19 protein-coding genes are annotated in these 18783 nt (G+C 66.3%); 12 read left to right on the plus strand and 7 right to left on the minus strand.

Annotated elements, in window-relative coordinates; genetic code table 11:
• The first annotated feature begins 62 nt into the window (after positions 1–62).
• A complete protein-coding gene (locus AJAP_RS38135; protein WP_038520644.1) occupies positions 63–710 on the plus strand; it encodes a prepilin peptidase in 648 nt (215 codons plus the stop codon).
• Positions 711–1071: 361 nt separating this feature from the next.
• Here the strand turns inward: AJAP_RS38135 and AJAP_RS45270 are convergent, their stop codons facing one another.
• Together AJAP_RS45270 and AJAP_RS38140 are read right to left on the minus strand one after the other, a co-directional pair.
• Positions 1072–1527 carry a DUF6355 family natural product biosynthesis protein gene (locus AJAP_RS45270; RefSeq protein ID WP_321167107.1) on the minus strand — a complete coding sequence of 152 codons (456 nt, stop codon included), beginning with the start codon at positions 1525–1527 and terminating at the stop codon, positions 1072–1074.
• 306 nt (positions 1528–1833) lie between these two features.
• Positions 1834–4134: a helix-turn-helix domain-containing protein gene (locus AJAP_RS38140; protein WP_038520646.1), complete on the minus strand. Its 2301-nt coding sequence runs from the start codon at positions 4132–4134 to the stop codon at positions 1834–1836.
• 300 nt (positions 4135–4434) lie between these two features.
• On the opposite strand from AJAP_RS38140, the gene AJAP_RS38145 reads away from it, so the two are divergent.
• The 4 genes from AJAP_RS38145 to AJAP_RS43380 all read left to right on the plus strand — a co-directional run bounded on the left by AJAP_RS38145 (position 4435) and on the right by AJAP_RS43380 (position 7797).
• Positions 4435–4914 carry a hypothetical protein gene (locus AJAP_RS38145; RefSeq protein WP_038520648.1) on the plus strand — a complete coding sequence of 160 codons (480 nt, stop codon included), beginning with the start codon at positions 4435–4437 and terminating at the stop codon, positions 4912–4914.
• 65 nt (positions 4915–4979) lie between these two features.
• Entirely contained in the window at positions 4980–5525 is a 546-nt protein-coding gene (locus AJAP_RS38150; RefSeq protein ID WP_038520651.1) for a hypothetical protein, read from the plus strand.
• The gene (locus AJAP_RS44210; protein WP_051972733.1) at positions 5522–6628 is read left to right on the plus strand and encodes an MAB_1171c family putative transporter; all 1107 of its coding nucleotides are present in this window, start codon (positions 5522–5524) and stop codon (positions 6626–6628) included. Before AJAP_RS38150 ends, AJAP_RS44210 begins: the two co-directional genes overlap by 4 nt.
• Entirely contained in the window at positions 6625–7797 is a 1173-nt protein-coding gene (locus AJAP_RS43380) for an FAD-dependent monooxygenase (RefSeq protein ID WP_158509820.1), read from the plus strand. Before AJAP_RS44210 ends, AJAP_RS43380 begins: the two co-directional genes overlap by 4 nt.
• A 48-nt stretch (positions 7798–7845) precedes the next feature.
• Here the strand turns inward: AJAP_RS43380 and AJAP_RS38165 are convergent, their stop codons facing one another.
• Both AJAP_RS38165 and AJAP_RS43915 read right to left on the minus strand, forming a co-directional pair.
• Entirely contained in the window at positions 7846–8400 is a 555-nt protein-coding gene (locus AJAP_RS38165) for an NUDIX domain-containing protein (protein WP_051972734.1), read from the minus strand.
• Positions 8397–9506, minus strand: coding sequence for a hypothetical protein (locus AJAP_RS43915; protein ID WP_148311633.1), 1110 nt, complete (start codon positions 9504–9506; stop codon positions 8397–8399). Before AJAP_RS43915 ends, AJAP_RS38165 begins: the two co-directional genes overlap by 4 nt.
• A gap of 13 nt (positions 9507–9519) precedes the next feature.
• Between AJAP_RS43915 and AJAP_RS38175 the strand changes: the two genes are divergently transcribed.
• The 6 genes from AJAP_RS38175 to AJAP_RS38200 all read left to right on the plus strand — a co-directional run bounded on the left by AJAP_RS38175 (position 9520) and on the right by AJAP_RS38200 (position 14975).
• Complete coding sequence (locus AJAP_RS38175; protein ID WP_038520656.1) at positions 9520–10092, plus strand: hypothetical protein; 573 nt, start codon at positions 9520–9522, stop codon at positions 10090–10092.
• Positions 10093–10126: 34 nt separating this feature from the next.
• On the plus strand, positions 10127–10534 hold the full coding sequence (locus tag AJAP_RS38180) for a CoA-binding protein (protein WP_037335452.1): 408 nt from the start codon (positions 10127–10129) through the stop codon (positions 10532–10534).
• A 280-nt stretch (positions 10535–10814) separates the two neighbouring features.
• Entirely contained in the window at positions 10815–11597 is a 783-nt protein-coding gene (locus AJAP_RS38185; protein WP_037335451.1) for an IclR family transcriptional regulator, read from the plus strand.
• 1 nt (position 11598) lies between these two features.
• Positions 11599–13281 (plus strand): L-lactate permease, encoded by a 1683-nt coding sequence (locus AJAP_RS38190; protein ID WP_038520658.1) that lies wholly within the window; start codon positions 11599–11601, stop codon positions 13279–13281.
• Positions 13282–13585: 304 nt separating this feature from the next.
• Positions 13586–14458 carry a hypothetical protein gene (locus AJAP_RS38195; protein ID WP_038520660.1) on the plus strand — a complete coding sequence of 291 codons (873 nt, stop codon included), beginning with the start codon at positions 13586–13588 and terminating at the stop codon, positions 14456–14458.
• A gap of 76 nt (positions 14459–14534) precedes the next feature.
• On the plus strand, positions 14535–14975 hold the full coding sequence (locus AJAP_RS38200; protein WP_228694790.1) for a sigma factor-like helix-turn-helix DNA-binding protein: 441 nt from the start codon (positions 14535–14537) through the stop codon (positions 14973–14975).
• 45 nt (positions 14976–15020) lie between these two features.
• On the opposite strand, the gene AJAP_RS38205 is transcribed toward AJAP_RS38200, so the two are convergent.
• A complete protein-coding gene (locus AJAP_RS38205; protein WP_038520663.1) occupies positions 15021–16295 on the minus strand; it encodes an RNA polymerase sigma factor in 1275 nt (424 codons plus the stop codon).
• 30 nt (positions 16296–16325) lie between these two features.
• Positions 16326–16742: a YciI family protein gene (locus tag AJAP_RS38210; protein WP_038520666.1), complete on the minus strand. Its 417-nt coding sequence runs from the start codon at positions 16740–16742 to the stop codon at positions 16326–16328.
• Between the two features lie 133 nt (positions 16743–16875).
• Here AJAP_RS38210 and AJAP_RS38215 point away from each other — a divergent pair, with 133 nt between their 5' ends.
• On the plus strand, positions 16876–17883 hold the full coding sequence (locus tag AJAP_RS38215; protein ID WP_038520669.1) for a small ribosomal subunit Rsm22 family protein: 1008 nt from the start codon (positions 16876–16878) through the stop codon (positions 17881–17883).
• Here AJAP_RS38215 and AJAP_RS38220 read toward each other — a convergent pair.
• On the minus strand, positions 17865–18776 hold the full coding sequence (locus tag AJAP_RS38220; protein ID WP_038520672.1) for a LysR substrate-binding domain-containing protein: 912 nt from the start codon (positions 18774–18776) through the stop codon (positions 17865–17867). The two genes, AJAP_RS38215 and AJAP_RS38220, sit on opposite strands and share 19 nt — an antisense overlap.
• Positions 18777–18783: the final 7 nt, after the last annotated feature.

The raw sequence follows: 18783 nt of genomic DNA on the forward strand, positions 1-18783 counted from the left end.
CGACCGGAAGATCGGGCGGGCAGGATGGCGTACAAGGTGATCAGACGAGGGGTGGAGGACTTGTGCAGCTGACGGCGAGCAGCTGGTGGTGGAGTTGCGGTGCCGCCGCCGGCCTGGTGCTCGGTGCGGCGGCGAGCGGGCTCACACGCCGGTTCCTGCGACAGGAGCGGAGGCTGGCCGCAGCGTGGTGGTTCGGCGCGGTGCTCACGGCCGCCACCCTCGGCTTGCTGGGCTGGCGAGTGGGAGCACGCGGCGAACTCGCCGTCTACGGGTTCGTGACCGTCCTGGCGGTTCCCCTGGCGGTAATAGACTGGTGCGAACACCGGCTTCCCCGGGCCTTGATGTGGCCTCTGCTTGCCGGCGCCATGGCGGGTTTCGCTGTCCTGTGTTTGGTCCGTCGCGACCCCGCGCCGGGTGTACGAGCGCTTGCCGCACTCGCCGCAGCGGGAGGACTGTTCCTTATTCTCGCCATGGCCACCAGCGGGGGTATCGGTGCCGGCGACGTCAGCGCCGCCGCCGTGGTCGGACTGGTGACCGGTTGGATCGGCTGGGCCCAGGTCGCCGGGGCACTGCTGACGGCCTCGTTGCTCGCGCTGGTCATGGTCGCTGCGCCCGGCGTCCGACGCCGTGATGACGACGGCACCGTGGTGGTGCCGTTCGGCCCGTGCCTTCTGGCCGGCACGCTGGTTATGGTGCTGGCGAACGGTTAGAACGCCTGTCGCCGTGCGATGTGACTCCACGGGTGCCCGGCTCGTCATCGTTCTTCCCTGCTTCCCTGACAACGTCGTAGCGGGACTGTCGTACCTGCTGGCTTTGTGCGCTTGCGGGGTTGCCGGGGTGGCGCTTGAGGGGAGGGGCGCGCCACCCCGGCGGCTTCCGTCGATCCCCCGATGACACCGACGGAGCGCTTGTTGCAAGCAACTAGTTGGGGTGCGGCGTGACGGGCCAAACTGGGGCGGAGAGCTTGGATTCCCGCCACGCCGCGTCCGGGGCGCTGACCTCCCCGGAGCACCAGGGCAACCGCCGATCAGCAAGTCTCGGGCCAGCGGTGGCAACTCTGGCGAGTCTCGATCACGCTGGGCCGTAATAGCCCGGAATACAGCCGAAGCCCCCGTTCCACCAGGCACCAGTCACCCGCCATCTGATGACCGGCTGGAGATCGGTCGTGCCGGGCCCGACGCAGTAGCGGAAGAGACCACCAAAGATATCCTCGACGTCCAGCATCACAGTGGACCCGGTACCGCCATCGCAGTGCCGATACTTTCCCCAGCCGAGAAAGCCACATCCCTCGCTGACGGTGACAGGACTGCCAGCCGCTGCTTCCCTTGCCATGGCAGCGTTTGCCGTCACACCCGACCCTGCGACCGCGAGCGCTGCGACCGCTCCAGCCAAACCGTATCGAACCGCACGAGTCCGCGAAATTCCAATCATATCCTCAACCCTTAAGAGTAATGGAACCGAATAGTCGAACGACGAGCCACTGATAATCCACGAGACCGATGAAATCGATCTCGTGGCGGGTTGCATTGTTCTGCTATTCACTATCCACCGCCGCAAGTTGTGCGGGAACCCTTCAGGCGAGCACAACGTTGTGCCGATTCTGTGTTGATCTTGTCATGACCCTGTCAAGATGGCAATGGTTTTCATTAACCACGAAGACCTCTAGAGCCCAGGAAGACAACGTGCCACCAGGCGCCGAAACCAGTGTGAGACCAGCCAGGCTAGATCTGGCTGGGCTCACACTGAATACCAAATTCATGAACCAGAGAGCGCATGCCTGCTTAGCCGCACGACAGGCTCGAACCATCGCATTCAACCGTGGCTACAAATGCGTTATCGTGCCCACGAAGGAAAGAGTGGAACTGTACCAGCTGGCTCGTTCTTCGCTGCCCACTCAGGTTTTCCGCCCAACGCGGCGCGCGCGCGAATTTCGTGTGCCCGGGAATCGCGGAGGCTTTCCAGCATGTCGGCGGCTTTTTCGTAGGCGGCTGTGGCCTGCGGACGAAATCCCAGGGCTAGCAGGGAATCCGCTCGGGCGATCAGTGTGTCAGCGAGGTTCCATCGTTGCCACGGACGCTGGCGAAGGGAGACCGCGGCATCGAAGTGCGTAAGAGCCGCCCTATGTTCGCCTCTGCGCTGCAGCAGGAGGCCAAGGCTGTGGTGCACGAAGCTGTGGATGTCATCAGAGTCACGCCTTTGAGCGAGACTCAGCGCCTCGCGCGCAGTGTCGACGGCTCGCTCGCGATCACCGGCCTCATGGAAGGCAAGGGCGAGTGCTGCCCGGTTCATGACGACGCCGATGCCGTGGTGAAGTGCCTGGAACCGGTCGTCCGCCACCAGGAAGTGGGCGATCGCTTCACCGTGCCGTTGGCTATCGGCGAGAGCGAGCGCCAAGCCGTGTGCGGTCCATGCCGCGGGCAGCTCGTCGCCGAGTTCGACGAATAGCTCGAGGGCTTGCGTGAGATGCGAGATGGCTTCAGACGTCCGGCCGAGGTCCCGCTCGGCCCAGCCGAGGACTTGCAGGCTACGAGCAGTGCCCGCAGTGCTTTTCGCCGCGATCGCGGCGTCGAGCCCGTCGTTGGCGGCAATGAGCCAGTCGGTCCAGCTTCGAGTGATGGCGAAGTACGGGAGGAATGCCGTCGGTAGGACCCACAGGAGGTCCTTTGCGAGGTGGCTGCGGGTGTTCTTCGCGATTTGCAGGGCGGTCGCGACCTCGGTCTGACACCAGGACATCGCCTCATCGAAGCCAGGGCTGCCTTGGTCGAAGTTCGCGAGCAGGCTATCGATCGTCGAGTCACGCCAGTTCGGGATAAGCGAGTTGTTGGCGGAAAGCGCCCGCGCCGTGTACCACCGGAGAACCCGGTCTTGGGCCTTCTCGACGTCCCGGAGGTGCTCCTCGACCAGCGCACGCTGATGTGCGTACGCCCGGAGGAGGTAGTCGATGCAGTAGCGGCCATCCGGCATGGGCGTTACCAGGTGAGCCTCCCGAAGCACGGTGAGAAGTGACTCCGCAAGGTCGGGTTCGATGCCGGCGAGCACGGCAGCGGAGTCCGCGCTGACGATGCACGCGGGACAGATCCCCAACAGACGGAACAGCCGTGCCGCGGCCGGCGGCAGAGCGAGGTAGGACAGGTCGATCACGCCATGGATGTTGACCGTAGGGTCCGGCGAGGTGAAGAGGTCCAGCCGGTGGCGGTCGGTCGCCAGCTGGGCGGCGATCTTGCCCAGCGTGCTGTCGGGACGCTGCTGGAGGTGTTCCGCGACGATCAGGACCGCCATGGGAAGCCGGCCGCAGCGCCGTACGACCGCTTCCGCGGCAACGGGGTCCGCGGCTAGCCGATGACGGCCGGCGCGGCTGGCAAGCAAGGTCAGTGCGTCGGCGACCGGCAGGGCGGGCAAGTCGATCGACACGCCGCCGGTCCGCAGCAGCAGGCTGGCTTGGTGCTCGCGGCTGGTAGCAACGACGACGCTGCCGCCGCCGGGCAGCAGATGCCGCACCTGGCTGTAGTCAGCGATGTTGTCGAGGACCACCACGGCTGGGCGTTCGGCGAGGATCGATCGGAACCGTGCGGCCCGGACCTCAAGTGCGCCGCTCAGGTCTGCTTGACCGGCACCCAATGCCTGCAAGAAGCCATCGAGTACCTCCTCCGGCGTACTGGGCGTACCGGGGCCGAGCCCGCGCATATCAGCGAAGAGGCAGCCGCCGGGAAACCGATCCAGATTTCGAGTAACCCAGTGCACGGCCAGGGCCGTTTTCCCGACCCAGAAGCCTCCTTCGATCACGATCGTATGGGCGCCCCCCTCCGCCCGGCTCGCGAGTGCGTCGTCCATCGTCCGCAGGACGTCTGTCCGCCCGACGAACCCTGGGACGTCGGCGGGCAACTGCATCGGCTTGTCCCCGCCCGCCGAGCCTTCGGAGCGTTGTTGTTCGGCGAGGCGTTCGAGTTGCCCCTTCGCGTCGAGGACCGTGTCGATCTGGCGCACGACCTCCGGCAGAAGGCGCCGTTGGCCGTGGAGCAGCTTGGATAAGTAGCTCGGGCTGTAGCGGGCTTTCGCGGCCACATCACCCAGGCTCATTCCCCGCTCACGGCGCAGCCGGTGCACCGCCTCGGCAAAGCTGTTGATTTGTCGCATCTGCGTCTCCCCATCCGCAGAGCAATCGGCCGCGCTAGACGCGAGCCGCTCTTGCCCCGCTGCGCCGGGGCGAGCCCGGACCTGCCTCCTGCACTGGCGCCATTGCGGTCACCATCAACTTCCTCCGACCTTGAGGCTCCAAGCCCGCTAGCCCACCTGGGTGGCGAACTTTCTCCTCAGTTGAGACATCGTGGACTCGAGACTATTCTCAGGAGAAAGTTCTTTTCAACTGACGAGAAAGTGATCACCCGATTGGGTGTCTCATCAGTGAAGACACGGCGGCTGTCATGGAGGCCTGGGGTGGCAGGGCAAGCGACGCGAACGCTCGCCGCGAAGCTGAACGACCTCTTCGCGACGAAGAAGCGACCGGACGGCAAGGAGTACAGCAACGAGCAGGTCGCCGAATTCATTGTCGCTGGCGGATACGCCAGGACGGCATCTCAGAGCTACATCTGGGGACTCCGTAACGGCACGAAGACCAATCCGACGAAGAGCTACCTGGAAGGGCTAGCTGCCTTCTTCGAGGTCCCGGTCGCGTACTTCTTCGATGACGACAACGAGCTGGTACGGCAAGTCGACCAACAGCTGGAAGCGCTGAAGGCGGAGCGCGCCAGGATGGCCAGCTTGTCCGGTGACGAGGAGATTCAGCTGCTGGCGATGCGCGCCGGCCAGCTGTCACCCGAACGACTGAAGCTGGTGAAGGACATGCTCGAACTCGTCTACCAGCAAGAGCGAGCCGAGAGGCCCACGCCACCCGATGGAGGGCTTCCAGGCGTCTAGAACGGACTGGCCATAGCGATTTCTGCGATGCTGCCTGAAGTCGCTGCTGCGAGGGGAGGGTGCGGGTGTCAGAACGGCGCATACGCCGACAATGCCGTGAGATGCTGAGCAAGCTCGATATTCGCCCGCCCCTGGACGTCACCGAGCTATGCCGTCAGATGGGCGAGATCCGCGGCAAACCGATCCGCCTAATCGCCTACCCCATCCCTGTCCCCGGCCCTTTCGGCATGTGGATCTCCACACGAGAAGCGGACTACATCCTCTTCCAGAAGGAAACGTCCAAACTGCACCAGGACCACATCGTCCTGCACGAACTCGGCCACATCCTCGGCGGCCACCAGGGTGCTCTCGACAGCGACGTCCTTCCCGACGGGCTCACGACGCCAGACACACGATCCCTGAGCGAGCAGTACCCGGATATCGGCGATGACGCGGTGAAACGGGCGCTTCGGAGAACTGCCTACGACACCGACCACGAACGGGAGGCCGAAGCTGTCGCGACGATCATCCTCGAGTGGGCGTCCATCCTGAACATCGCGGCCCCGCGGCCCTCTGACGGCGCAGCGCGCGGCATGGACACCGCTCTCGGCGCCCGGATCGGCTGGCTATGAGCTGGCTCATCAGCGCCGCACTGATCTGCTGCCTCCTCGGCGGCCTCATCTGGAAGGGCTATCAGCTCAGCAGGCAACCCTGGAACCTCCCCCTACAAGGCATCGTCGGCTTCCTCGCCTTCGCGCTCATTGGGCGCATCCTGCGTGACGTCGTCGGCGACGCGTCGCTCGTGCGCGGGGGCCCGGTGTGGTCCGCCGTCGCATGGCACGCTCCCACGTCGGCCGCCGTTCTCTCCCTGCTGTTCTTCTTCGATGCGGCGACGCTGCCTCGACAGGTGGCCAAACGCCGCACCCGTCGCAACGTGCTGGTCCTCCTCGCCGCCGAAGTCGTCATGATCGGTGCCGCCATCCTGGCGCCGGCGCCGATGTCCATCCCGTACATGTCGGTCATCTACTTCGCCGCGAACGCATTCATGGGCTGCGCGCTGGCCGCCTGTGCAATCTCAGCACTGCGCTACGCGCGCCAGGCCGAGCGGCGACTGGCCCTGGGACTCCGCGTCGCGGCTGTCGGCTTCGCACTGACAGCCGTAACCAGCGGAATATTCGCAGCGATCGACGTGGAGTACTGGTTCACTGGAACCCTGTTCATGAACATCATCGGCGTGAACGGGACGCTGTCGTTCACCGGCATCGTCGCGATCGTGGTCGGCCTTCTCTATCCGGCGGCCCGCATGCGACTGACCGCCATACGTATCTGGTGGCGGCAACGTCAGGCCTACCAAGCACTTGGGCCGTTGTGGACAGCGCTACACCACGCGTTCCCTGAAGACGAATTTCTCCGCGCCTCCACCACGCCGTGGGACTCCCTCCGCGTATGGGACGTGCACCGGCGCTACTACCGGCGGATGATCGAATGCCGAGACGGACTCGTCCGAATCAGCCCACGCGTAGCGAAACTCCGCGAAGACCATCCAGCCAACACGCCGCTGTCAGACCTCATCGCCGAAGCCCTCCAGGGCTCCCCTGTCGACGGCGAGCATCAGCGGGCCGTCCCTCTCGCAATCCCGGAGACCAACTCGGCGCACGACGAGGTCGACGAACTCGTAGCGCTCTCACGTGCCTTTGCTGCCACACGTTCAGCTACTTCAGGGAGGGCCGCGTGACCCATCACGCGATCATCGTCGGCGGCGGCATCGCTGGATCCGCAGCTGCCCTAGCTCTGCGCAAAGCCGGCATCACAGCCGAACTCTATGAAGCTCGGCACGACGGAGGCGACTACAGCGGAGCCGCGCTACGCCTTCCACGCAACGGTCTCAACGCCCTGCGCGCCATCGACGCACACGACATCGTCACCGAGATCTCCTACCCCGTCGCCAACACGGAACTCAGCTCAGGCACCGGCCGACACCTCGGCACGGTCTCCTTCACCGGCAACGAACCCAACGACATCCCCCGCACGATGCCCCGCGCCCGCCTCGCCCGCGTCTTGCGCTCCGCGGCCGCCGACCGCGGAGCGGCCGTCACCATGAACAAGCGCCTGATAGCCGCGACGAGCCGCTCCGACAGCGTCCTAGCAACTTTCGACGACGGATCCACAGCCGAAGGAACCGTGCTCATCGGCGCAGACGGACTCAACTCCACAACCCGCCGGCTGACCTTTCCCGCCGCACCAAAACCTCGCTACGCCGGAACCCACCTCGTCTACGGCTACGCCCCCGCGAGCACCGCCGCTCCTCCGTCGCCGGACGCCTTTCACATCTACTGGGGGCGGAAGGCGACGTTTGGCTATACAACCGCTGGCGGCGACATCTACTGGTATGCCAATATCGCCTCGCCAGAGCCACTATCTACGGAGGAACCGCGCGACACCGAAACCTGGCGCAAACGCCTCGTGAAGCTCTTTCGGCGCGACCGTACGCCAGCCGTGGACATCATCCGAGCCGCGACCGCCATCCTGCCCTCCAACACGCGCACCCTCGACACCATGCCGACATGGCGCAGAGACCAGCTCATCCTCATCGGCGACGCAGCCCACGCCGTCCCACCAGCTACAGAGCAAGGCGCCGCGTTAGCCCTCGAAGACGCAGTTGTTCTAGCTCAACAACTTCGCAGCAACGAAGAGGCAGCGACGGCACTCGAAGCCTTCGAGGCCGTGCGACGTGAAAGAGTCATTCGAGCTGGGGCTAGCCGCCGCAGCCGCACGACGCACCGACGCGGCACACCGCGGTGGATCGAACAGCGAAGCCGCGATCGCAGAATTGCCCAGGCAGCTCAAAGCGGCGCCATGGATCCACCAGCGTGGTTACACGACCACAAAATCGTTTGGGACTAAGAAAGTTTAGCGACCACTATCTGTTCTACTTCTATTTCTGCTGCGACCCTACGGGGTTCGACCGAACTCGGCGTAATACGTCGAACCGTCCAGAAGTGCTCGATGCGCCAGGCTAACTCGCCGAGCCATTGATGGGCGAAGGTGTTGTTTGGCAGCGTCAACGTGGAGGAACTCAAGGCGACTGACCTCGTTGGCCGCCGGTCGAATCGCCTCGATCTGCTCGACGCCGAGTACGCCACCGTCAAAGATGAACTGGACACTGTCACGCCACACGCCGTGAGTTGGCATCCAGTCAATGAGTAACAGCCGGCCAATCTGCAAGTCGACCCCAAGTTCCTCCCGAACCTCGCGGTAGCAAGCGGCTAGCGGCGATTCCTCGTCCTCGGTCAAGCCTCCCGGTATGTCCAGAAACGGCTTGTAGGTCGGGGATATGAAGAGGATCCGACCCGAATCGTCACGGATGAGCACACCTGCTGCAACGTTCTTTCGCGGCAGCCGCTCGGCGATTCCCACGTTGAACTCGGGCTCTGGATCGCCCTCGTCCTTCAAGTCGTGCTGGAAGACTGTGCGATCACCGCAGTGGTTGGGCTGCTCTTGCGTCAAGGTGCCTCACTTGGTAGGAGCGTGGCCACCGTCTCTGTCAACTCGCGTACAGGCCGCAGCTGCCGGTGCCCTTCAAGCTGGCTGAGCAGGTCGCGGACGATGTGATGCGAGCGCTTCGAGTTGGCGGCCGCAGCGGCTTTGGCCGCCATCGTGCCATAGTGAACACATCGCTCCACATCCTGTTCGAGCAGGGCAGCCTTGGCGCGTTGCCCAGCCGCGAAAACCTCGCGACGCACCTGCCCCTGGGCCCTGTCCACCAGGAGCTGCAGGTACGGTTCCGCCGCGCGAACATCTCCTAGATCGAGCCATGCCGAGCTGGCGAAGCTCGCGAACACCGCGTCATCCCAGTGTGCCATCCAGTAGGGCGTCTCATCTGCCGAACCGTGATGGTCGTACGACCTCTCACCTCGGCGTAAGGCCTCAGTGCTACCCCTGTGATCGCCAAGGGCTGCGGATGCAGTTGCTTCGAGCATGGCTGCTTCGGTCTTCACTGCCGCGACGGTGCCGGACGAAGCAGTCTCCTGTGCAGCCCGAGCAAGCGCCAACGCCTGGTCAGGTCGATCAAGGTACAACGCCTGATGGCTCATGGTGGCGAAAACGAACGATCCGTAGGCAGGGTTACCCGCTTCTTTGGCAAGCCGGAGAGAGTGGACAAAATAGTGCTGCGCGAGACGATGAAGCTGAGAATCATAGGCCATGTATCCGATAACCTCGGCTAATACTGCCGAGGCCTGGAATAGCTCACGACGCACCGAATCAGATACAGGCCTCCGAAGGGTCGGCAATACACGGCTCGTCAGATACTTCACAGCTAGCCCGCGGCAGTAGTCTCCGCCAAACTGGCGATCGAGGCGATCAAGCGCAGTAGTCGTCGCTTTAATCTCGTCGATGTCGCGTACACTTGCCGGGGCTCCGGTCGTCGGCACATCGAAATACTCCACACCGAAACGCCAAGCACGGACCGCCTGCGCGGGCAGTCGCCCTTCAAAGACACGCATACCGGGCTTCGTGTCCGCCCCGTTGTCAACGAGAGCCACTGCTTCCAAGGCTCTTAACGCATCATCACGGATTAGGCCGAAAGGGTCTCGCACGACCCCGATCATCACCTAGCCTGCTCCCATGTCCGATTGGACGCTCTCCCGGGCGAAGACCAGGATCGACCGCCGCGAGGAGCTCGACGAGCTCACCGCGCGTATCCGCTACGAGGTGCGGGTGCACCTCAACGAGCCCGCCGCGCACAACGCCTACGACGAGCTGACCGACATCTTCGCCATCGGGCACGCGGAGTGTTCGGCACTGCTCAAGCACCGCCGGGTCCTGCCGTTGTGGGAGCGGCTGCTGCTCCAGCGCTACACCCGGCGCCTCTACGGCAAGGCCGTCTCGGCGACCGTCGGTGATCTCCCCGCCGACGCGGGGCCGGCGCCCGCGGCCGCGTTCGGCCCGGAGATCGCGTCACTGACCCCGGATTCGGGCGACACCGGCGCGAAATTCGACATGCAGGGCCGCGGCCTGGTCAACGTCTTCCGGATCGCCGCCGGACGGCACGGCGAGATCTGGCCGGACCGCCACGACGTCGCGACGACGTCCGCGCGCAGTGTCCTCACCTGTTCCGCGGTCTTCCTGCGGCGCCGCATGTGGCACGTCGTCTGGCCGGTGTACCGGGTGCGCGGGCTGCGGCTCTGGAAGCTCTAGGAATTCCTTTGCGCCGGTGGCCGTTGTACGGGATATGACCGATCGCGCCACCGAGATCCTCGCCGGATCGAAGACGATCGCCGTCGTGGGCCTGAGCCGCGATCCGGCCAAGTCCTCGCACGGGGTCGCCGCCGTACTGCAGGCACACGGGTTCCGGATCATCCCCGTCCACCCGTCGGCCGACGAACTGCTGGGTGAGAAGGTCTACCGCTCGCTCACCGACATCCCGGAGCCCGTCGACCTGGTCGACGTCTTCCGCCCGTCCGCCGACACCCCGCCGATCGCCGAACAGGCCGTCGCGATCGGCGCGAAGGCGCTTTGGCTGCAGCAGGGCATCGTCTCCGCCGAGTCCCGCCGGATCGCCGAAGAAGGCGGTTTGGACTACGTCGAAGATCGCTGCACGGCGGTCGTCCGAGCGATCGGAAACCTCTCGGTGCGTTAGAAACGGACTCCGCCCCGAACCCTCGCCGCGATTTTCCGGCGAGGGTTCTTTCATATCCGTGAACAGAAGAATGACCTCTGAAGTCATACGCCGAATCGGACCCGCCGAACGGATTGGTCCAAACCGGTGATCTTGACGGGAAGCCCGCGAGCTGGGAAAACTTGTCCGGTCGCCAGTTTGTTAAGAAACCTTCCCAAGGGTCCGGTGAACTGTTAACGTCCGAATCCGCTTAGCGGAAACAGGTGCCGGTCAGTGGCACCCCGGTCCTACGGAGGGCGAAGTGGGCACACCACGCGGGCTGGATTCCAGTGGCACACTCGAGCGCGGTCTCGCGGTTCTCGAGCACGTCGGCCAGAACCAGGAGATTTCCACCAACGCGATCGCCAGGCAACTGGGTCTCTCCCGGAGCGCCGCCTACCGCATCGTCGGCACCCTCAAGAATCTCGAATACCTCGAAGCCGATCGCGCCACCGGCCGGGTGCGGCTCGGTACCCGGCTGGTCGAACTCGGCGCCCGCGCGATGGCGGCGACCGATCTGCACCGCTGCGCGCCGCGCTACCTCGCGTCCCTCGCCGAGCGGAGCGGCGAGACCACGTATCTCGCCGTCCCGGACAACGACACGATGGTCTATGTCGCCACCGAACGCAGCGCCAACGCCGTCACGCTGGCCTGCCGCCTCGGCACCCGCCGTCCGCAGCACGCGACGTCACTGGGCAAGGCGTGGCTGGCGGCGTTGCCCGAACAGGACCGCGTCGAACGCATCCGCCGGATGAAACTCGACAGTCTCACGCTCAAGACGATCAACGATCCCGTCCGGCTGCTCGACGATCTCGCCAGGACGAGCCGTCGCGGCTGGGCCGTGGACGACGTCGAGAACGAACCGGACGTCGGTTGTGTGGCCGCCGCCGTCCGCGACCACACCGGACGGCCGATCGCCGCGATCAGCGTCGCGGGTCCCGCCGGCCGCGTCCTCCGTCGCACCGACGAACTCGGCGCGACGGTGGCCGGGACCGCCGCCGCGCTGTCGCTCCGCCTGGGTTACGTCCGGGCGCAAAGGGCCTGAGGTGGGCTGGCTCCAGGACTACCAGCCGGCGGGCGGGCTGTGGCTTTCCGCCGCGCTGGCGGCGCTGCCGATCATCGTGCTGCTGGTGACGCTGGGAGTCCTGCGCCGCTCGGCGCACCTCTCGGCCGGGCTCGCGCTGATCACCGCGCTGCTGGTCGCGGTGCTGCTGTATCGCATGCCCGCCGGGCTCGCCCTCGATTCCGCCGCCATGGGGCTGGTCTTCGGGGTGTGGTCGGTCGCCTGGATCGCGTTCCACGCCGTGTACTTCCACAACGTCACCGTCGCGACCGGACGGTTCGACGACATCAAGGCGGTCCTCGCCGGGTTCAGTGAGGACCGCCGTCTCCAGGCGCTGCTGATCGCGTTCGGTTTCGGCGCGCTGCTGGAAGGGATCGCGGGCGGCGGCTCGCCGATCGCGATCACCGCGGCGATGATGGCCGCGCTCGGTTTCCCGCCGGTGAAGGCGGTCGTCCTGGCGTTGCTGGCGAACACCGCGCCGGTCGCGTTCGGCGGTCTCGGCAATCCGCTGATCGTGCTGGGCAGGCTGACCGCGCCGATCCTCGATCTGAAACAGGAGCAGGCGACGGAACTGTTCTCGTCGATGGTCGGGCGTCAGCTCCCGTTGCTGGCGTTGATCGTCCCCGGTTTCCTGATCGTGGTCCTCGCGGGCTGGAAGCGGATGATCGAGGTCTGGCCCGCCGTGCTGACGGCCGGGTTGTCGTTCGCGGTCATGCAGTTCGTCACCTCGAACTTCATCAGCCCGAGCCTCGTCGACGTCGTCGCCGCGCTCGCCGCGATGGCGTCGCTGTGGATACTGACGCGGTTCTGGCAGCCGTCGGCGATTTGGCGTTTCGACGGCGAAGAACCGGTGAAGGCCAGTCTCGGCGCGGCGAAGGCCGGACGCGGCGCGCTGTACGCGTGGGCGCCGTACATCGTCCTGATCGCGGCGATCTTCCTTTCCCGGATCGGCACGATCTTCAAGAACCTGCCCGAATGGCTGGACCTAACGAAGCTGCTGCACAAGGCCGACTGGGTGTTCGCGTGGCCGGGGCTGCACAAGGAGGTCGTCCAGCACGCGCCGATCACGCCCAAGGACACGCCATACGCGGCGACGCTGACCGTCGACTTCCTTTATTCGCCGGGAACGGTGGCCCTGATCGCGGCGATCGTGGCGGGGTTCGCGATGGGCGCGAGACCGCGGCTGCTGCTGGCGACCTACCGCCGGACACTGCACCAGATGCGGTGGGCGCTGGCGACGATCTTCATGATCCTCGCGATCGCGTTCGTCATGAACTACTCGGGCGCGACGCAGACCCTCGGCCTCGCGCTCGCGACCACCGGGGTGCTGTTCCCGTTGTTCTCCGCCTACATCGGCTGGCTGGGCGTCTTCCTCACCGGCTCGGACGCGTCGACGAACAGTCTCTTCGGGCCGATGCAGGTGATTTCGGCTCAGCAACTGCACGTCGACCCGATCCTCGCCGGCGCCACCAACACTTCCGGCGGCGTGATGGGCAAGATGATCTCGCCGCAGAACCTGTCCATCGGCGCCACCGCGATCGGCCAGTCCGGGAAGGAAGGCGCGCTGCTGCGGCAGACGTTCCTGTGGTCGGTGGTGCTGACCGCCGTGGTCGGGGTGATCTCGTTGCTCCAGGCGACGGTGCTGCGGTTCATGATCCCGTCGTGAACGTGAATGCCGGTCGGCGACCGTGTCGCGCCCCGGCCAGGGCCAAGGGCACGACACAGAGGCGTAGTGAAGGCCTCAAGAGTCACCGCCCCGTGCCCGGCGGGGATTTCGCGTGACTGGCGGGACGACACGCGTGACGGGACGGACGACACGCGTGTTCAGACGGACGACTCGCCGACTTTCGGCGCAGGCCGTCATTACCCTTTCGAGAATGTCCACATTGGTCATCCGATCTTAACCGGCCATTGGGCTGGATGGATGAACACCGGATCCGTTCACCGGAATGCGAACTACCGTTGTCCTCATGCCCATGACGCTGATCAAAGGTACGTTCCAGCTTGTCGGAGCCTCACCGGACGGCGATTCGGTGCGGTTCTATCCCGAAGACCCGCAGGCGACCAAGAAGGCGGGCCTGAAGGTCCGGCTCAATTCGCGGGGCGGGATGCAGTTGCGGCTCGACGCGATCGACGCGCTCGAAACGCATTACCAGGCCAGGGGAACCGGCGGGATGTGGCACCAGCCCGCGGAATTCGCCGACGCCGCCGCGGCGAACCTGCTGAAGTGCCTCGGCTTCAAAACCGTCGAACGCGACGAACGGGGAAGGGTCACATCGTCGACGCCGATCAAGGTAGCCGGTCACATACTGACGCGATTCGCCGACAAATACGGACGAGCCGTGGCGTTCGCCTTTCCCGGGCAGCGGCCGGGACGGTCGGCGGACCTTTCCAAGGTCCATCTCGACGTCAAAACGCTGAAGAACTCCGCGAACTACCGGCAGGTCGCGGACGGTCTCGTCTATCCGACGTTCTATTCACTGCTTTATCCCGATCTCCGTGACGCCTTGGCCGAAGCCGCGGTCAAAGCCCGCCAGAACGGGCTCGGGCTGTGGCCGCAGGACGTCACGAACTCCGGGTTCAAGCTCGCGTCGCGGCGGCAACTCGCCGACGAACTGGTGATACTGCCGAAACTGTTCCGCCGGCTCGTCGACTACCTCGCGCTCGACGAAAGCGGCGGGGTCTCGCTGACCGGCTTCTCCGACTTCCTCGATTCCCGCAACGATCGCCTGTTCACCGTCCCGGACGGGCACGCGACGGAATTCGAGACCTTGGTGAGCGTGAAACGGCAGACCGTGAGCCTCACGATCGAGCCCGAGCGGATCGTCTTCATCGAGGCCTGACCCGCTCGTGTGGGCAAAAAGACCGTACCTCCCTCCCCCGCGGCCGTGCTCATCTGAAAGGTGGGAGAGGGAGCCGATGGAAGGACACGGTTCGCGACGGCCGGAGGAGGCCGACGGGCGGATGGAGCCGACTTCGAAACTCGTCGACGCCGTCCGCGTCCTGGTCGTGCGTTATTGCCGGGCGCGGATCGGTCGTCGTTCGGGCACCTACGACATCGCCGACGCGGTCGCCAAGGACAGCTGCCGCGAGATCGTCGCCGGGACGGCCGGTGCGCGCGCCCTGCTCGCGTTCGCCTACGACGTCACGCACGGTCTGGTCGACGACTTCCACCGGACCGCCGCCGAACTGCCGAACCCGCTTTCGGGGCTGCCGGGGCAGCAGCGCGAGATCATGGTGCTGCGGTCGCTCGTCGGGCTTTCCGCCGACGACACCGCGCTCGCGCTCGGCTGCTCCGTCCAGGCGGTCCGGTTGGGGCAGCACCGGGCGCTGACCGCGCTTCGCCCCGCCCCCGCCTGACGCGTTTAGTCCTCTGAATGCGGTCGAACCACCGCATTCAGAGGACTAAACGCGAGGGGTGCATTCGGCCGCGCGGTTCAGGAGCAGGGTGCGCTCCCGGTCGTTCCCGGTCATCTCCGCCGCGCGCTCGAACTCGGCGCGGGCCTCGTCGAGGCGGCCGAGCTTCGACAGGAAGTCGCCGCGCACGCTCGGCAGGAGGTGGTACGCCTTGAGCGCGGGCTCCGACGTCAGCTTGTCGACGATCTCCAGCCCCGCCTCCGGCCCGACGGCCATCGACAACGCCACCGCGCGGTTCAGTTCGATCACCGGCGACGGGTTCAGCTTCCCGAGCCCTTCGTACAGGACGGCGATCCGCGCCCAGTCGGTCTCCTCGCCCGTCCGCGCCCGCGCGTGGCAGGCGGCGATGGCGGCCTGCGCCGCGTAGACGCCGAAAGCGCCGCCCGTGAGCGACTCGGAGAGCTCCAGCGCGGAGAGGCCGCGGCCGATCAGGATCCGGTTCCATTTCGTGCGGTCCTGGTCCATCAGCAACACGGGTTCGCCGTTCGGCCCGACGCGGGCGGCGGATCGCGAAGCCTGGATCTCCATCAGCGCGACGAGCCCGTGCACCTCGGGTTCCTTCGGCATCAGCCCGGCGAGGATCCGCCCGAGCCGCAGCGCCTCCTCGCACAGCGCGGGCCGCATCCAGTCCTCGCCCGCCGTCGCCGAATAGCCCTCGTTGAAGATCAGGTAGATGACTTCGAGCACCGAGGAAAGGCGCGCGACCCTGTCCGCCCCCTCGGGCACCTCGAACGGCACCTTGGCGTCGCCGAGCGTCTTCTTCGCCCGCACGATCCGCTGCGCGATGGCGGTCTCCTTGGCCAGGAACGCCCGCGCGATCTCGTGCGTCTGCAGCCCGCCGATCATCTTCAGCGTCAGCGCCACCCGCGCCTCGGTCGAAAGCACCGGGTGGCAGGCGGTGAACACCAGCCGCAGGAGATCGTCCTCGATATGGTCGTCGAGGCCCGCGGTGAAGTCGGGTTCCTCCTCGTACTCCTGCTCGCGGCCGATCTCGCCGAGCTTCTTCTCGTACCGCTCGTTGCGCCGGAAGGTGTCGACCGCCCGGCGTTTGGCCGTGGTCATGAGCCAGGCGCCCGGATTCCTCGGGACGCCCGACTCAGGCCACTGTTCGAGCGCGGCGACCAGCGCGTCCTGCGCCAGCTCCTCCGCGAGGCCGACGTCGCGCGTCATCCGCGCGAGGCCGGCGATGAGGCGGGCCGATTCGATCCGCCACACCGCGTCGATCGCCGAACGGGAGTCTGTCGTTGCCGTCACGCCGACCAATCAACATCGTCGGCGCGGCGACCGCAACCATTACTTCGCCTCGGCCTGCTCCCGCAGCTTCTTCTCGTGCTCGACGATCTCCGGGGTCGCGTTGTCGAAGTCGTCCAGCTCGGCGATCCGGCGGATCTCGATCTCGCCCTCGCGGAACGGCGCGCGCTTCATCCATTCGATGACCTCGGCCCGGTCCTTGACCTGCAGGATCCAGAAACCCGCGATGAGTTCCTTGCTCTCGGCGAACGGCCCGTCGACGACGCGCGCCTCGGTGGTGCCGGAGTACTGGAGGCGGAAACCCTCGGAGCTGGGCAGCAGGCCTTCACCCGCGAGCATGACGCCGGCCTTCACCAGTTCCTCGTTGAACTTCCCCATCTCCTGCAGCTCCTCGGCGCTCGGCTGGGCGCCGGCCACGTCGGTCTTCTCGTCGCTCTTGACAATCACCATGAACCGCATCGAAGTCTCCGTTCCCGGCGGGGCTCGTCCCTGCCACATCTACGCGTCGATCGGGCACCCCGGGATTCGACACGGTCCCCGAACTTTTTTCCGCCGATATTCGAGCAGCCGGAAAACCGCAGGTCAACCACCCATGCGAGAATCCCCGATCGTGCCTGGACTTCCCGAAACCCTCCGCTCCGCCCTCGACGAAGAGCTGGGCAAGTACCCGCAGAACAGGCTGACGCAGTCCGTCGAGCGGCTCAGCACGCGCTACCGCGAGAACGCCCCCGCGAGCGCCCCCATCCTCTCGTCCGAAGCGGACATCGCGGCGTACGCGGGCTACCGGATGCCGGCCACGTACGCGGCCGTACACGCCGTCCTCGCCGAAGCCGCCCTTCGCGCCCCTGGGTTCGCTCCGCGCACGCAGATCGACATCGGCGGCGGAACCGGCGCCGCGATCTGGGCGGCGACCGACGTGTGGCCGACGCTGGAGGAGAGCACCGTCGTCGAACAGGTCCCTGGCGCGATCGAGCTGGGGCGGCGGCTCGCGGAGAACGCCGGGGACAAGGCCGTCCGAGGCGCGACCTGGCGGCGCGGCCTGATCGACCCGGCGGCGCCCGCGCCCGAGGCCGATCTGGTGACCCTCTCCTATGTCCTCGGCGAGCTGCCCGAAGCGCGCCGGGCCGACACCGTCCGCTGGCTCTCGGCGAAGGCCTCGATGCTGGTGCTGATCGAACCCGGCACCCCCGCGGGTTACGAGCGGATCGTCGCGGCGCGAGATCAGCTCGTCGAACTCGGGCTCTCCCTGGTCGCGCCCTGTCCGCACGAGGGCGCGTGCCCGATCCCGCGCGGCAAGGACTGGTGCCATTTCTCCGCGCGCCTCCCGCGCACGGGCCTGCACCGTCAGCTCAAGTCCGGAACGCTCGGCTTCGAGGACGAGAAGTTCTCCTACGTCGTCGCCTCCCGCACGGCACCGGAACGCGCCGACGCCCGCGTCCTGCGGCATCCGGCCAAACGCAAGGGCATGGTCAGCCTGTCCCTGTGCGCCGAGTCCGGGCTCACCGAGAAGATCGTCACCAAACGGCACGGCCCGGCCTACCGCGCTGCCCGCGACGCGGAATGGGGCGACGCCTGGCCCGATCACTCCACAGTGGACTGACGGCGCCGCGGAGGATTGCCGATGGCGGTGAGCAGCGCGCCGAGCGCCGGATTGTCGTTGCCGCGCCGCCACATCAGGTCGAGTTCCACCGGACGGCCCTCGACCCCGTCCACCGGACGGAGCACGACACCTTCGAAGCGCAGCGTGCTTGCCGCGGCCGGGACCAGCGCGACGCCGAGTTCCGCCTTCACCAGCGCGAGCACCGTATGCACCTGACAGGGGTATTGCGTGTACTCCGGCGACACACGGGCGGCGCGGAACACCGCGACGAGCAGATCGTGGAAGTACCGGCCTTCCGACGGCGAATACATGATGAACGGTTCGGCGTCGAAATCGCGGACGTCGGGATTCTTGTTGCGCCGCGCCAAAGGATGCGCCGACGGCAGCGCGGCCAGCAGCGGTTCCCGCCACAGCGGCAGGGTCACGATGTCGGCGCCCGCGACCGGCGGCCGGATCATGCCGAGGTCGATCCCGCCCGCCAGCAGCTCCTCCACCTGCGCCGCCGTCACCATCTCCCGGAGCACGAGATCGACGCCGGGCACCTCGGCGTTCGCCGCGGCGATGACGCGTTCGAGATACGAATACGCCGCCGTGGCGGTGAAACCGAGCGTCACGACGCCGACCTCACCCTTCTTCACGCGGCGGACGTACAACGTCGCCTCATGCGACGAACGCAGGATCTTCCTTGCCTCGGCGAGGAAAACCCGTCCGGCGGGGGTCAGCCGGACGGTGCGGTGCGTACGATCGAAAAGCTCGGCCCCGAGTTCCCGCTCCAGCAGCTGGATCCGCCTGCTCAACGGCGGCTGCGTCATCGAGAGCCGCTCCGCCGCCCGGCCGTAGTGCAGTTCCTCGGCCACCGCGACGAAACTCACCAGCTGCTCCAGGGAGAACACCCATCCA

Origin of the sequence: Amycolatopsis japonica, from assembly GCF_000732925.1 — a bacterium.
Taxonomy (GTDB): domain Bacteria; phylum Actinomycetota; class Actinomycetes; order Mycobacteriales; family Pseudonocardiaceae; genus Amycolatopsis; species Amycolatopsis japonica.